General features: G+C 68.8%; 16 protein-coding genes. 3 read left to right on the top strand and 13 right to left on the bottom strand.

Annotated features, from left to right (window positions below; genetic code table 11):
* Nucleotide 1: 1 nt before the first annotated feature.
* On the bottom strand, nt 2-553 hold the full coding sequence (folE, locus tag AAG565_RS01960; RefSeq protein ID WP_348817862.1) for a GTP cyclohydrolase I FolE: 552 nt from the start codon (nt 551-553) through the stop codon (nt 2-4).
* Between the two features lie 126 nt (nt 554-679).
* On the opposite strand from folE, the gene AAG565_RS01955 reads away from it, so the two are divergent.
* Together AAG565_RS01955 and AAG565_RS01950 are read left to right on the top strand one after the other, a co-directional pair.
* The gene (locus AAG565_RS01955) at nt 680-1,474 is read left to right on the top strand and encodes a ParB/RepB/Spo0J family partition protein (protein WP_348817861.1); all 795 of its coding nucleotides are present in this window, start codon (nt 680-682) and stop codon (nt 1,472-1,474) included.
* Between the two features lie 187 nt (nt 1,475-1,661).
* Nucleotides 1,662-2,459 (top strand): SprT family zinc-dependent metalloprotease, encoded by a 798-nt coding sequence (locus tag AAG565_RS01950; protein WP_348817860.1) that lies wholly within the window; start codon nt 1,662-1,664, stop codon nt 2,457-2,459.
* 269 nt (nt 2,460-2,728) lie between these two features.
* On the opposite strand, the gene AAG565_RS01945 is transcribed toward AAG565_RS01950, so the two are convergent.
* The 3 genes from AAG565_RS01945 to AAG565_RS01935 form a co-directional block, all read right to left on the bottom strand.
* A complete protein-coding gene (locus AAG565_RS01945; protein ID WP_348817859.1) occupies nt 2,729-3,190 on the bottom strand; it encodes a hypothetical protein in 462 nt (153 codons plus the stop codon).
* 87 nt (nt 3,191-3,277) lie between these two features.
* Nucleotides 3,278-5,170 (bottom strand): tRNA uridine-5-carboxymethylaminomethyl(34) synthesis enzyme MnmG, encoded by a 1,893-nt coding sequence (gene mnmG, locus AAG565_RS01940; RefSeq protein WP_348817858.1) that lies wholly within the window; start codon nt 5,168-5,170, stop codon nt 3,278-3,280.
* A 276-nt stretch (nt 5,171-5,446) separates the two neighbouring features.
* On the bottom strand, nt 5,447-5,758 hold the full coding sequence (locus AAG565_RS01935; RefSeq protein WP_348817857.1) for a DUF962 domain-containing protein: 312 nt from the start codon (nt 5,756-5,758) through the stop codon (nt 5,447-5,449).
* An 89-nt stretch (nt 5,759-5,847) separates the two neighbouring features.
* Here AAG565_RS01935 and rimK point away from each other — a divergent pair, with 89 nt between their 5' ends.
* Complete coding sequence (gene rimK / locus AAG565_RS01930) at nt 5,848-6,753, top strand: 30S ribosomal protein S6--L-glutamate ligase (protein ID WP_348817856.1); 906 nt, start codon at nt 5,848-5,850, stop codon at nt 6,751-6,753.
* On the opposite strand, the gene AAG565_RS01925 is transcribed toward rimK, so the two are convergent.
* The 9 genes from AAG565_RS01925 to AAG565_RS01885 are packed head-to-tail and all read right to left on the bottom strand — an operon-like array spanning nt 6,754 to nt 14,106.
* On the bottom strand, nt 6,754-8,451 hold the full coding sequence (locus tag AAG565_RS01925; protein WP_348817855.1) for a Na(+)/H(+) antiporter subunit D: 1,698 nt from the start codon (nt 8,449-8,451) through the stop codon (nt 6,754-6,756). It abuts the gene before it with no gap.
* Nucleotides 8,444-8,713: a hypothetical protein gene (locus AAG565_RS01920; RefSeq protein ID WP_348817854.1), complete on the bottom strand. Its 270-nt coding sequence runs from the start codon at nt 8,711-8,713 to the stop codon at nt 8,444-8,446. Before AAG565_RS01920 ends, AAG565_RS01925 begins: the two co-directional genes overlap by 8 nt.
* A complete protein-coding gene (locus tag AAG565_RS01915) occupies nt 8,710-10,218 on the bottom strand; it encodes a proton-conducting transporter membrane subunit (protein WP_348817853.1) in 1,509 nt (502 codons plus the stop codon). The genes AAG565_RS01920 and AAG565_RS01915 overlap by 4 nt, the downstream gene beginning before the upstream one ends.
* Nucleotides 10,215-11,687, bottom strand: a complete 1,473-nt coding sequence (locus AAG565_RS01910; RefSeq protein ID WP_348817852.1) for a proton-conducting transporter membrane subunit — start codon at nt 11,685-11,687, stop codon at nt 10,215-10,217. The genes AAG565_RS01915 and AAG565_RS01910 overlap by 4 nt, the downstream gene beginning before the upstream one ends.
* Nucleotides 11,684-12,046 carry a cation:proton antiporter subunit C gene (locus AAG565_RS01905; protein ID WP_348817851.1) on the bottom strand — a complete coding sequence of 121 codons (363 nt, stop codon included), beginning with the start codon at nt 12,044-12,046 and terminating at the stop codon, nt 11,684-11,686. The genes AAG565_RS01910 and AAG565_RS01905 overlap by 4 nt, the downstream gene beginning before the upstream one ends.
* Nucleotides 12,043-13,032 (bottom strand): DUF4040 domain-containing protein, encoded by a 990-nt coding sequence (locus tag AAG565_RS01900; RefSeq protein WP_348817850.1) that lies wholly within the window; start codon nt 13,030-13,032, stop codon nt 12,043-12,045. Before AAG565_RS01900 ends, AAG565_RS01905 begins: the two co-directional genes overlap by 4 nt.
* A complete protein-coding gene (gene mnhG, locus AAG565_RS01895) occupies nt 13,029-13,346 on the bottom strand; it encodes a monovalent cation/H(+) antiporter subunit G (protein WP_348817849.1) in 318 nt (105 codons plus the stop codon). The genes AAG565_RS01900 and mnhG overlap by 4 nt, the downstream gene beginning before the upstream one ends.
* Nucleotides 13,343-13,633, bottom strand: coding sequence for a monovalent cation/H+ antiporter complex subunit F (locus tag AAG565_RS01890; RefSeq protein ID WP_348817848.1), 291 nt, complete (start codon nt 13,631-13,633; stop codon nt 13,343-13,345). The genes mnhG and AAG565_RS01890 overlap by 4 nt, the downstream gene beginning before the upstream one ends.
* Nucleotides 13,633-14,106 carry a Na+/H+ antiporter subunit E gene (locus tag AAG565_RS01885; RefSeq protein WP_348817847.1) on the bottom strand — a complete coding sequence of 158 codons (474 nt, stop codon included), beginning with the start codon at nt 14,104-14,106 and terminating at the stop codon, nt 13,633-13,635. Before AAG565_RS01885 ends, AAG565_RS01890 begins: the two co-directional genes overlap by 1 nt.
* Nucleotides 14,107-14,123 lie beyond the last annotated feature (17 nt).

Below are 14,123 nucleotides of genomic sequence, written 5' to 3'. Positions count from 1 at the left end.
CTCAGCGGCTGCCGCTGCGGATCAGTTCCAGGAACTCCTGGCGGGTGCGCGGATCCTCGCGGAAGCGGCCGAGCATCACCGAGGTGATCATGCTGGAATTCTGTTTCTGTACACCGCGCATCATCGCGCATAGATGCTGCGCTTCGATGACGACGGCGACGCCCATCGCGTGGGTCACGCGCTCGATCGACTGGCCGATCTGCTGCGTCAGGTTCTCCTGGATCTGCAGGCGGCGCGCGTACATGTCCACGATGCGCGGGATCTTCGACAGGCCGATGACCTTGCCGCTCGGCAGGTAGGCGACATGGGCCTTGCCGAAGAACGGCAGCAGGTGGTGCTCGCACAGCGAGTACAGTTCGATGTCGCGCACGATCACCATCTCGTCGTTGCTGGACTCGAAGACCGCACCGTTGACGATCTCGTCGAGGTCCTGCTCGTAGCCCTGGGTCAGGAACTCCATCGCGCGGGCGGCGCGGTATGGCGTGCGCAACAGACCTTCGCGGTCGGGGTTTTCGCCGAGGGCTTCGATGATCGCGCGGAAGGAGTCTTCCATGACGGTCTGCCGGTTGAATGAACCCGCATTATCCCATGCGCCGCGGCCCGGCCACGTAGAATGGACGGGGTAGATCCCGTTCGAGCCGGCGCCCGCCCGGGCGTCGGACGTCATCGCCAGCAAACCGTGCCCAGACCCGTGAAGCAGATCCAGGAAATCCCGATCGACCTGATCCGGCCGGGCAGCCAGCAGGCGCGGCGCAGCTTCGATCCCGATGCGCTGGCCGAGCTCGCCGAGAGCATCCGCGAATCCGGCGTCGTCCAGCCGGTGGTGCTGCGCACGCGCGTCTGGGGCTACGAGCTGCTCGCCGGCGAGCGGCGCTGGCGTGCGGCGCAGCAGGCCGGCCTGCACGAGATCCCGGCGGTGATCCGCGACGACCTGTCCGATGCCGAAGCCTTCGTCGTCGGCCTGATCGAGAACCTGCAACGCGAGTCGCTGACGCCGATGGAAACCGCCGCCGGCCTCAAGCGCCTGGGCGAGCTGTTCGAGCTGACCCACGAGGAGATCGGCGCGCGCATCGGCAAGTCGCGCGAGTACGTCAGCAACTATCTGCGCCTGCTCAATCTCGCGCCGCAGGTGGCGGTCCTGGTCAACGAAGGGCATCTGCATCTGGGCCACGCCAAGGCGCTGGCCGGCGCCAGTGTCGAGGAACAGTTGCGCTGGGCCGACGAAGTGATCCGCCACAAGCTGTCGGTGCGCCAGCTCGAACGGCGGCTGGCTTCGGCGCGCGAGCGCAGGATCGTGTTCAAGCCTGGCAAGCCCGGCGACTGGCGTGTGCTGGAGCGCGAGCTGTCGGATCACCTGGCCTGCCCGGTCACGGTGCAGTCCGACAAGGGTGGGAAAGGTGAGTTACGCGTCAAGTTTCATTCGCTGGACGAGCTCGATGGCCTGCTGGCGCGCATCGGCTACGCGGCCCGTTGAGGTTCCGGTTGTCCGTTTCGTCCTACCATTTATCGACAGGCGAAGGGGATAAGCTTGTGGATAAGCGCCATGTGCATCGCAGCAAACGTCGTAGTTTCGCGGTCCGGCTCCGGGCATGAACAAAAAATTACCGGAAGCTGAACGGCACCGGCGCGACTGTCATGAAAGTGCTTGAGCGAGGGGCGACGTGCCGCTGGATGCGCAACTGAATCTGTTCCGCGACGACTACCGGCTGCGCGAGAAAGTCAGCACGCGCGCGCGCAGCATCCGCATCGAGGTGCGGGAGCCGCGTGACGTCCTGCTGGTCTATCCGCGCTGGGTCGCGCGCGCCGAGGCGCTGGCCTTCCTGCGCTCGCGTGAGGCCTGGGTGCGGGCCAAGCTCGCCGAACTCGACGCGCGCGGGGCGGGCGATCCCCCGCCGGCGCGCTGGGACGGCGGCGATGAGATCCTCTGGCGCGGCGAGCGGGTGCCGGTGCTGATCGAGGCTGCGACGCTGCGGCAGATCCAGGTGCGCATCGAGCCGCAGCGGGTGACGCTGTTCGCGCCGCGGGCGGCCTGTGCCCAGGCGCACAAGCTGGAACTGGCGCTCAAGCGCGAGCTGATGCATCACGCCGGTGTCGAATCGCGCCGGCTGCTCGACGCCGAAGCAGCGCGGCTGGGCGTGCGCTGGACCCGCCTGTCCATCGCGGATCCGCGGTCCCAATGGGGCAGCTGCGCCCCGGACGGCACGGTCAGCCTGTCCTGGCGGCTGATCATGGCGCCGCCGCCGGTGCTGCGCTACGTCGTCGTGCACGAGCTCTGCCATCGCGTGCACATGGACCACTCGGCACACTTCTGGAGCCTGGTCGCACAGCAGCTGCCCGACTATCTGCAGCACAAGGCCTGGCTCCGGGAGCACGGCCAGCGCCTGCACGTCTACCTCCCCAGGCGCAGGCACGCCGATACCGGACACGACGGCGCCATCCATGGCGCCGACTTTCGATAGGCGGCGGCGCCGCGCACGCTCGCCTTGCAGATGTGTGCCCCGGGCTTGGCCGGCACGGACAAGAAGAACCCTCCCGCAACGGGCGTCACGGGAGGGTTCGGGGGTGCCCCGCAGGGGGGATGCGGGGCGGGGGACGAAGGCGTCGCGTGTCGAAGATGACCCGGCGGCGTCTTCGGCGGCTCCGAGCGCCCGGCCGTGGACGGCGGGGTGGGCTCGATCCGCCGGGGTGTCGTCGCGCCGTGGATGGCCGCGACGACGCCCTGGTCCAGTTACTCCGTCTTGGCTTCGCCTTCGGCCTGGGTTTCGACCGAGGCGCCGGCCTCGACGTGCGTGCCGCCGATCAGTCCGCCGACGGCACCGGTGGTGGCGTTGACCGCGCCAGTCGCCGCATGGGTGGTCTTGCCGACCGCGCCGGTCGCGGCGCTGGCCGTGCCGGTGGCGGCCTTCTTGGACGTTTCCTTTGCGGCCTTCGCCTTGGCCTTGGTTTCGGCCTTGGCTTCGCCTGCGGCGCTCTTGGCCGCGTCATGCGCTTCCATCGCGTGCGTCATGCCAGTGTCCTTGGCGGCCTGACCCTGGGCGGCGCCCTGGGCCGCGGCGTCCTTCAGCGCATCGGTGCTGGCATTGGTTTCGACGTGGACGTGGGCGTCGGCCTTGGCCTGGCCGTCGGCGGCCATCAGCGACAGCGGGGCGAACGCGAGGCTGGCAACGGCAGCGAGGTGAACGAGTTTCATGATCCTTCCTTTGGTGGTGACAGCCGGGTGGCTGGCGGGTGGGTGCAGCTTAGGCTTGGGCGCTGAACCCATTCTGAATGCCCGGCATCAGCCGGCGCGGCGCAGGATGCCCGACTTCTTCAGGTGGATCAGCAGCAGCGACACCGCCGCGGGGGTCACGCCGGAAATGCGCGCGGCCTGGCCCACGGTCTGCGGGCGATGCGTCATCAGCTTCTGGCGCACCTCGTTCGACAGGCCACTGATCGCCGCGTAATCGAATTCCAGCGGCAGTGCCGCATCCTCGTAACGGCGGTTGCGCTCGATCTCGGTCCGCTGGCGTTCGATGTAACCGGCGTACTTGACCTCGATCTCGATCTGCTCGGCGGCACAGCTGTCGATGTCCGGCGACGTGAGGCCGAGCCGTTGCAGCAGCGCGTAGCTGCCCTGCGGGCGGCGCAGCAGGTCGAGGCCGGACAGCCCGCCATCGGTCGGCGCATCGCCGAAGATCTCGACGAGCGCCGGCTCGCGCAGTTGCGCCGGCTTCAGCCACAGCGCATCGAGTTCGGCGCGGCCGCGCGCGATCGCCTCGCACTTGTCGGAAAAACGCGTCCAGCGCGTATCGTCCACCAGCCCCATCTCGCGGCCGACCGGCGTCAGCCGCAGGTCGGCGTTGTCCTCGCGCAGCAGCAGGCGGTGCTCGGCGCGCGAGGTGAACATGCGGTAGGGCTCGGTCGTGCCCAGCGTGATCAGGTCATCGACCAGCACGCCGATGTAGGCCTCGTGCCGCTGCGGCGTCCACGCCGGCAGTTCGCGCGCCTTGCGCGCCGCGTTGATGCCGGCGAGCAGGCCCTGCGCCGCCGCCTCCTCGTAGCCGGTGGTGCCGTTGATCTGGCCGGCGAAGAACAGACCTTCGAGCACCTTGGTCTCGAGCGAGCGCTGCAGGTCGCGCGGGTCGAAGTAGTCGTACTCGATCGCGTAGCCGGGCCGTGTGATGCGCGCCTGCTCCAGGCCCTCGATGCTGCGCACGAAGCGCTCCTGGATGTCGTAGGGCAGCGAGGTCGAGATGCCGTTCGGGTAGATCTCGCGCGTGTTCAGGCCTTCGGGTTCGAGGAAGATCTGGTGGCGGTCGCGGTCGGCGAAGCGGTTGACCTTGTCCTCGACGCTCGGGCAGTAGCGCGGGCCGGTGCCCTCGATGACGCCGGTGAACATGGGCGAGCGCGAAAAACCTTCGCGGATGATGTCGTGGGTCCGCGCGTTGGTGTGGGTGATGTGGCAGCAGACCTGTGGCGGATGCTCGTCGCGCGTGCCGATGAACGAGAACACCGGCGTCGGCGTGTCGCCCGGCTGCTCGGCCAGCCGCGACCAGTCGATCGTGCGGCCGTCCAGGCGCGGCGGCGTGCCGGTCTTGAGCCGGCCGACGCGCGGATGCAGTTCGCGCAGGCGCGCCGCCAGGGCCAGCGACGGCGCATCGCCGGCGCGACCGCCCGCGTGGTTCGACAGACCGACATGGATGCGCCCGCCGAGGAAGGTGCCGGTGGTCAGCACCACGCAGCGCGCGAAGAACTGCAGGCCCAGGCGCGTGACGACGCCGCGCACCTGCGTGCCCGCGACGATCAGATCCTCGACTTCCTGCTGGAACAGCGTGAGGTTCGGCTGGTTCTCCAGTGTCTCGCGCACGGCCCACTTGTAGAGCATGCGGTCGGCCTGCGCGCGGGTCGCGCGAACCGCAGGCCCCTTCGAAGCATTGAGGATGCGGAACTGGATGCCGGCGCGGTCCGCGGCGCGCGCCATCAGACCGCCGAGCGCGTCGATCTCCTTGACCAGGTGACCCTTGCCGATGCCGCCGATCGCCGGGTTGCAGGACATCTGCCCCAGCGTCTCGATGCTCTGCGTGACCAGCAGCGTCGCGCAGCCCATGCGCGCGGCGGCGAGCGCCGCTTCGGTGCCGGCGTGACCGCCGCCGACGACGATGACGTCAAATTCGTTGTGTGCGGGCGTCATGTGCTGTTTGCCTTTGCCGAGACCGGCACCTCAGTTTCGTCGGCTCGACCTTCCTGGCCTCGCCGCGAAACCCGGTCCGCGCCATCCATGGCGCGTCCGCGCTCCGGCGGTGACTGCCATCCGAGGCCGTCCACGACAGCCCCGGATCGCACGGCGTGACCGCCGCCGCCGACGATGACGTCAAACTGATTCTGCTGCGACATACCCGAAACCGCGCCGGCGAGGGCGCGCATTCTACGCCGGCATGGTCAATCTGTGCTCATGCGCCAGCGTGGCTCAGAACGGGATCTTCCCGGTCAGCATCTGCCACCACATCTTCCAGTCGCCCTGGAAGGACAGCCAGGGATACTTGAAGGTCGCCGGCTTGTTGTGCTCGAAGAAGAAATGGCCGACCCAGGCCCAGGCATAGCCCTGGACGAGGGCGACGGCGATCAGCGCCCAGGTCTGCGTCGCCAGCGCATAGGCCATGATCGCCAGGCCCAGGCTGCTGCCGATGAAATGCAGGCGCCGGCAGGTGCGGTTGGAGTGCTCGCCCAGGTAGAAGGGGTAGAACTCGTCGAGTGTCCGGTATTCCGCGGTCGTGGTCATGGCAGGCTCCTCATCGGGATCGTCCGAGTATAGGCGGCGCGGTCCGCGCGGCAACGGTAAATTCTGTCCACCTCGCCGGGGCCACGTTCTTGAAGATCGCCATCCTGTCGCGCAACGCGCGCCTGTACTCGACCCGCCGCCTGAAGGAAGCCGCCGAGGCGCGGGGGCATCGCGTGCGCGTGATCGACGTGCTGCGCTGCTACATGAACATCCGCCCGGGCAGCCCGGAGATCTGGTACCGCGGCCGGCGGCTGTCCGGCTTCGACGCGGTGATCCCGCGCATCGGCGCATCGGTGACCTTCTACGGCGCCGCCGTCGTGCGCCAGTTCGAGATGATGGGCGTGTACTGCGTCAACGAGTCGGTCGCGATCACGCGCGCGCGCGACAAGCTGCGCGCACTGCAGCTGCTGGCGCGCAAGGGCATCCCGATGCCGGCCACCGGTTTTGCGCACTCGCCGGACGATACCGAGGGCGTCGTCGGCCTGGTCGGCGGCGCGCCGCTGGTGATCAAGCTGGTCGAAGGCACGCAGGGGCAGGGTGTGGTGCTCGCCGAGACGCGCCAGGCCGCCGACTCGGTGATCGACGCCTTCCGTGGCCTCGATGCCTATTTCCTGGTGCAGGATTTCGTCGCCGAGGCCGGGGCCGCGGACATCCGCTGTCTGGTGGTCGGCAACAAGGTCGTCGCGGCGATGCGCCGTGTCGCGCGGCCGGGCGACTTCCGCGCCAACCTGCACCGCGGCGGCACGGCGGAAGCCGTGAAGATCACCGCCGAGGAGCGTGACATCGCGCTGCGCGCGGCGCGCATCATCGGACTGAACGTCGCCGGCGTCGATCTGCTGCGCACGCCGCAAGGCTCGATGGTGCTGGAGGTGAACGCCTCGCCGGGCCTCGAAGGCATCGAGGCGGCATCCGGCGTCGATGTCGCCGACCGCGTCATCACCTTCATCGAACGCCACGCTCGTCCGCACCGCACGCGCACCAAAGGAACCGGATGACTACGGCCGCAGTCCGGCGAGCAGGAACAGGCCCAGCAGCAGCGTCGTCCACAGCACCATCGTCCCGGTCGGCCAGGCGTCGGCGACGCGACCGTTGGGCCGCAAGGCCAGGCTGAGCCGCGCCGCGCCGCGCCAGGCCAGGCGCAGAACCGGCTGCAGCGCGCGGTCGCGGCCGCCGGCGAGCGCGCGCAGGAAACCATCCCAGACGGCCGGCGCGAAGCGGCGGTAGATCCAGTCGGAATCGAGATTCAGCGACGGGATCTCCGGCGGATACCAGCCGCGCCGGTACAGCACGGCGAAACCTGCGGCGGCGAACAGCAGCAGCTGCAACTGCGTGATCACATGCGTCACCGAGTAGGCGTCGTAGTCGAGGTCGAAGGGCAGCAGCGCATACAGCGGCGCCGGATACAGCCCGATGCCGATGCACAGCGCGGCGGCCAGCGCCATCGCCACCAGCATGTTCGCCGGCGCCTCGGCGCAGCGCTTGCCGGAGTCATGCGCGAAGAAGCTGAAGAACGGAATCTTGATGCCGGAGTGATCGAGCACGCCGGCCGAGGCGAACAGCAGCATCAGCCAGACGATCCAGCGGTGCTCCTCGGCGACCGCGGTCAGGATCATCGACTTGGTGACGAAGCCGGACAGCAGCGGGAACGAGGAGATCGACAGCGAACCGATGATGCAGAAGGCCGCGGTCCACGGCATCGACTTGTACAGCCCGCCGAGTTCCGAGGCCTTGATCGTGCCGACGCGGAACAGCACCGCGCCCATCGCCATGAACAGCAAGGCCTTGTAGAGGATGTGGGCGAAGGCGTGCGCGGCGGCGCCGTTGATCGCCAGTTCCGTGCCGACGCCGATGCCGCAGACCATGAAGCCGAGCTGGTTGTTGAGGCTGTAGGCGAGCACGCGGCGCAGGTCGTTCTCGATGACGGCGAAGAAGATCGGGAACAGGGTCATCGCCGCGCCGATCCAGATCAGCATCTCGGTGCCGGCGAAGCCGCGCGCCAGCGCATAGACCGCGAGCTTGGTCGTGAACGCCGACAGCACGACGGTGCCGGTCACGGTCGCTTCGGGGTAGGCATCCTGCAGCCAGTTGTGCAGCAGCGGGAACGCGCACTTGATGCCGAACGCGAGGAAGATCAGCGGCGCGCCGGGTTCGGCCAGATCCATGCGCTCGAAGTCCACGCTGCCGGTGGCGACGTAGCGCACCGCGATGCCGGCGATCAGCAGCACGCCGGAGCCGACCTGGATGATCAGGTAGCGCATGCCGACGCGGTAGGCGCGTTCGGTGCGGCGTGCCCAGATCAGGAACACCGACGACAGCGCGGTCAGCTCCCAGTACAGCATCAGCGTGACCAGGTCGCCGGCCAGCACCGCGCCGATCGCAGCGCCGGCATAGACCATCGCCGCCACGTGCTGCAGCGTGTCCTTGAGGTGCAGCGCATAGATCACCGCGAGCCAGGCGGCGATGTGGAAGATCACGCCGAAGACGAACGACAGCCGGTCGATGCGCAGCGTCTCCATCGCGATGCCGAAGAACTCGATCTCGCCGGCGTCCCCGGCCGGCAGCCAGCACAGCAGGGCGAGGCTCGCCGCGGGCAGCGCCAGCATGAACAGCTTGCGCGGGATCTCGTGCAGCAGGGGCAGCAACAGGCCGCCGGCGATCAGCAGCAGGGCCGGGTTGAGCAGTGCCTCAAGCATCGCGCTTCCCCGGTCCGCGGTGCTCGTAGTAGTCCTCCGGCCGCCGGATCAGCCGGCGCAGCGCCTTGGCACTCAGGACGATGAATACGTACGCGACGAAGCCGAACACGGCGAAGAAGCCGAACCAGGCCTCGAAGGCGAAGTGCGTCTGCTTGTCATAGAACAGGTCGGCCACGAGCAGCGCCGCGCACAGCGCGTAGAGTGCAGAGACGAGCCGCGTGACGTTGCGCGGCGAGTCGAGCCAGCGTTCGCGTTCGTTCATTCGTTGTCCCATCCATGGCCGAGGCGCTCCGCCAGCGGCGCCACCAGCCGATCCTCGAAGAAGAACAGGAAGAAGCAGGCGAGCGCGGTCAGGCACAACGGCAGCACGCAGGCCCACGGTGCTTCATGGATGCTGCGCCGGCGCGAGGTGCGTGATTCCCCTGAAGGGTCGTCGACCGCCGCCGGCGCGCCGCGCTGCGGCAGGAAGAATGCACGGACCGGGATCGGCATCAGGTAGGCAATGCCGAGCAGCGAGCTGACCAGCAGCACGCCCATCATCACCGGCGTGCCGGCCTCGACCGCGCCTTCCATCAACAGCAGCTTGTCCCAGCTGCCGGCCAACGGTGGCAGGCCGATGATCGACATGCCGGCGAGCGTGAATGCGGCGAAGGTGAACGGCATCTGCGGACCCAGACCATCGAGCTCGCTGACCTTGGTCTTGTGCGCCGCGACGTAGATCGCGCCGGCGCAGAAGAACAGCGTGATCTTGCCGGCGGCGTGCGTGACGATGTGCAGCGCGCCCTCGATCAGCGCGTCCTGCGAGGCCAGCGCGGCGCCGAGCACGATGTAGCTGAGCTGGCTCACGGTCGAGTAGGCGAGGCGCGCCTTGAGATTGTCCTGGCGGGCAGCGATCGCCGCAGCCGCAACGATCGTGAAGGCGGCGACCCAGGCCATCGGTTGGCCGACTTCCGATAAACGCATCGCGTCCATGCCGAAGAAATAGATGGTGATCTTCATCACCGTGAACACGCCGGCCTTGACCACGGCGACCGCGTGCAGCAGTGCCGATACCGGCGTCGGCGCGACCATCGCCGCCGGCAGCCAGCGGTGGAACGGCATCAGCGCCGCCTTGCCGATGCCGAACAGGAACAGCGCGTAGAGGATGCCCAGCACCTGCGGCGACGCCTGCCCGGCGAGGATGCCGCCGTCGCGGAATTCCAGCGTGCCGCTCAGCGCGTAGGTCCAGACCAGCGCCGGCAGCAGCAGGCCGATCGACGTCGTCAGCAGGATGATCAGATAGAGCCGTGCGCCGCGCCGTGCTTCGGGCGTGCCCTTGTGCGCGACCAGCGGCCAGGTCGCCAGCGTCAGCACCTCGTAGCCGACGAACAGGGTCAGGCCGTTGCCGGCGAAGGCGATCAGCATCGCCGCGGCGATCGCGATCGCGAAGCAGAAGTAGAAGCGCGTCTGGTGGCCTTCGCCGGCCGCGCGCATGTAGCCGATCGCATACAGCGAGGTCACCGGCCACAGGCAGCCGGCCACCGATGCGAACAGCAGGCCCAGCGGTTCCATTTCCAGCGCGAAGGACAGGCCCGGCATCCACGTCCACAACTCCAGGCGCGGGCGGCTTTCGACATGCGGCCACAGGCTCAGGACCAATGCGGCCAGCGCGAGGCCGGCGAGCAGCGTCGCCGCCTCGCGCAGGTTCGGCCAGCGCCGCAACAGCACGAGAGCGCCGGCTCCGGCGAGCGGCAAGCAGATCGCCGCCAGCATCAGCGCCGCGTTCATGGCGATGCACCCAGCAGCGCGCGTGCAGCCGTCGCGGCGTAATCGCCGAGCGCTCGACTGTCGAGCGCGACCCACAGCGACAGCAGCACCAGCAGCGCTGCGGCGACGTACATGCCGGGCGCGGCCGCTGCGACCGCGCCGGGTGGAGGATCGCGGAACCAGGCGATCTCGATGACGCGGCCGACATAGACGACGGCGAGCAGCGAACTGAACAGCATCGCCGCGAGCACCCCCCATTGCCCGCCGCCGATCAGGGCCTGCGCCAGCGCCCACTTGCCGACGAAGCCCGCGGTCAGCGGCATACCGATGAGTCCCAGACCGCCGATCAGCAGCACGGCGAAAGTCACGGGCATGCGCCGCGCGAGTCCGGCGAAATCGTCGAGGTGGGTGCCGCCGGCGCGCAGCAGGACGATCCCGGCCACCGCGAACAGCCCGCCCTTGATCAGGCCGTGATTGAACAGATGCAGATAGGCCGCGCTGAGGCCGCGTGCATCGGCGAGGCCGATGCCGGCGACGATGTAGCCGACCTGGCCGATGCTCGACCAGGCCAGCAGGCGCTTGAAGTCCTGCTGGAAACAGGCGACGGCCGAGCCGATCAGCATGCCGATCACGCCGAGCAGCAGCAGCAGTTCGGAAAGCGGCAGTGCACCGTTGACGAAGCCGCTGCCGAAGATGCCGAAGGCGTAGCGCAGGAAGGCGTAGATGGCGATCTTGGCGCCGGCGCCGGCCAGCAGCAGGCTGGCCGCGCTCGACGCCTCGGCATAGGCGTCCGGCTGCCAGGCATGCAGCGGGAACACCGCGGCCTTGATCGCCAGGCCGACGCCGATGAAGCCGAGCGCTGCCGTGAGCGCGCGGTTGCCGTACAGCGCCGGCACGCGTTCGGCGAGGTCGGCCATGTTCAGCGTGCCGGTCAGCGCGTACAGCAGGCCGATGCCGATCAGGACGAAGGTGCCGCCGGCCGTGCCCATCACCAGGTAGCGGAACGCCGCCAGCAGCGCGCGCCGTCGCCGGCCCATCGCGATCAGCGCATAGGCCGACAGCGAGGAGATTTCGAGGAACACGAACACATTGAACGCATCGCCGGTGATGCCGATGCCGAGCAGGCCGGCCAGGTACAGGCACAGGCAGGTGTAGTAGAGATAGATGCGCGGCGCTTCGGTCTCCGCGGCGACCACCTGCGGTGCGTAGATCGCGACGGCGAACGCGAGCAGGCCGACGAGCAGCAGCGGCAGCGCGTTGGCGGCGTCGACCACGTACTCGATGCCGAAGGGCGCGGGCCAGCCGCCCAGCGCGTAACGCAGCACCGTGCCGTCGGCCGTCTGAGCGACCAGCAGCGCGGCGATCACCAGCGTCGCCGTCGCTGCCGCCGCATACACCGCCCATGCGGCGCGCGGCCGGCGCAACACGACGCACAGCGGCGCGGCGAGCAGGGGGACGACGACCTGCAGTGCCGGCAGATGGTCGATCATCGCGGCTCGCCCTGGGCGCTGTCGCGTTTCAGCGCATCGTCCTCGTCGGTGGTGCCGTAGGCTTCGTGGATGCGCACGGTCAGCGCCAGCCCCAGCGCGGTGGTGGCGACACCGACGACGATCGCCGTCAGGATCAGCACGTGCGGCAGCGGATGCGAGTAGGCGGCGAACGCGGAATCGAGGATCGGCGCGGTGCCGTCGGCGCGCTTGCCGAGGCTGATGTAGAGCATGAACACCGCGACCTGGAAGACGTTGAGGCCGATCAGCTTCTTCACCAGGTTGGCGTGGCTCATGACCACGTACAGGCCGATCATCATCAACGCCATCGACACCCAGTAGCTGTAGTGGCTGGCGATCATCGCGCGTCCCGGCGGCCGGCAAAGGACAGGAACAGCATCAGCATCGCGGCGGCGACGGTGATGCCGACGCCCAGTTCGACCAGCAGGATGCCGAGGTGCTGTCCGGTCGCCGGATGTCCCGGATCGAGCGCGTCGTAGTCGAGGAAGGCGCCGCCGGCGACGAGCGTCGCCACGCCGACGCCGCCGTAGATGAGCACGCCGGCCGCGACCAGCCGCCGCAGCACACGCACCGGTGCCACGCCGCGCGCCGCCTCCAGCCCGAACACCAGGCCGTAGAGGATCAGGCCGGACGCGAAGATCACGCCGGCCTGGAAGCCGCCGCCCGGTCCATAGTCGCCGTGGAACTGCACGTACAGCGCGAACACCAGGATGAACGGCACCAGCAGCTTGGTGACCACGCGCAGCACCCGGTGTCGCGTATGCAAGGACATGACGGCATCGCTGGTTTTCGCATGCGCCGTCCTGCCGAGCAGCATCAGCACGGCAATCGCCGCCGTGAAGATGACCACGGTCTCGCCCAGGGTGTCGTAGCCGCGATAGCTGGCGAGCACCGAGGTCACCACGTTGGGGATCCCGATCTCGGTCGCCGAGTCGCGCAGGTAGCGCTCGGTCAGCGGGTGCTGCTGCACCGGCGTATCCGCCGCGGCGAACTTCGGCAGGTCGGCACTGGCGTAGATCAGCGCGGCGCCGGTCAACAGCGCCGCGAGCGCGGCCGGCACGCTGCGCCGCGGCGGCGTCGATTTCTCGCGCGAATCGGTCAGCGCGAGCGTGCACAGGAACAGCACGGTGGTCATGCCGGCGCCGACGGCGGCTTCGGTGAAGGCGACGTCCACGGCGTCGTGCAGCACGAAGATGCAGGCACAGGCCAGACTGAACAGGCCGGACAGCATCGCCGCGGCGAACAGCTGGCGGATGCGCGCGATCGCCAGCGCGGTGATCACCAGGATCGCGAACAGGGCGATGTTGATCGGGTGGAAGGCCGTCATCGCGGACGTTTCCCGAGCCGGACCAGGGGCCGCAGTCCATCGTCGAGCGCCGAACGCGCCAGTGCCTGCGACGCCGTCGGGCTGGTGAACATCAGGAACAGCAGGATCAGCAGCAGGCGCAGGCCCGTGGCCAGATCCTCGACGCGCAGCAGCAGGCCGAGCAGAACCAGCCCGGCGCCGGCGCTGTCGGTGATGCTCGCGGCGTGCGTGCGGGTGAAGAACTCGGGCAGACGGTACAGGCCGGCCGCGCCGGTGAGCACGAACAGCATCCCGGCACCGAGCAGCAGGTCGCTGGCGATCAGAATCACGTTCACAGGTCGCCCTCCTGCTGTTCGGGTGCGCCGGCGGCGCCGAACTCGCCGTGGTGCGTCAGCTTGAGCACCGCGACCGTGCCGGTAAAGTTGATCAGCGCATAGACCAGCGCGATGTCGAGGAAATGCGGACGGCCCGCGAGAAAGCCGGAGACGGCGATGAACAGCACCGTCTTGGTGCCGAAGCTGTTGACCGCGAGGATGCGATCGAACAGCGTCGGTCCCAGCAGCGCGCGACCGAGCGCCAGCAGCATGGCGGCCAGCAGCGCGAGCGTTGCCGCGAGCAGCATCAGCCCAGCTCCATGCGGCGGATGCGCGCGGCCATGTCGCCGCGCTCGAGTTCGCCGATCAGCGTTTCATCGACCGAGTGCACCTCGATCCATTCGTCCTCGACCTGCAGGGCCAGCGTGCCCGGCGTCAGCGTGATCGAATTCGCATAGGTCACCCGCTCCAGCTCGGTCATCGCGCCGATCGGCGTCGTGCGCAGTGTCGGGGCGATGCGCAGGTCCGGGGTCCAGATCATGCGCGCCAGGCGCAGGGCGGAGAGCAGGATCTGTCCGCCGAGCCAAGCCCAGTAGCGCGGTGCGCGCAGGCTCATCTCCAGCGGCCGGCCTTCGTGGTCGATGATGTCCATGCGCCGCGCCAGCCAGATCGCGAGCGCCACCGAGACCGCGCCGAAGAACAGGAACAGCGGGGCGTAGTGGCCGGACAGCAGCAGCCAGAACGCCGACAGCATCACGGCCATCCCCAGGACCGCTTTCATCGTGGCGGTTCGTATCG

It is taken from the genome of Fontimonas sp. SYSU GA230001 (genome assembly GCF_040066175.1).
Lineage (GTDB): Bacteria > Pseudomonadota > Gammaproteobacteria > Nevskiales > Nevskiaceae > Solimonas.
Note: the sequence above shows the minus strand (reverse complement) of the source record. Positions and strands in the feature narration are given on the sequence as shown.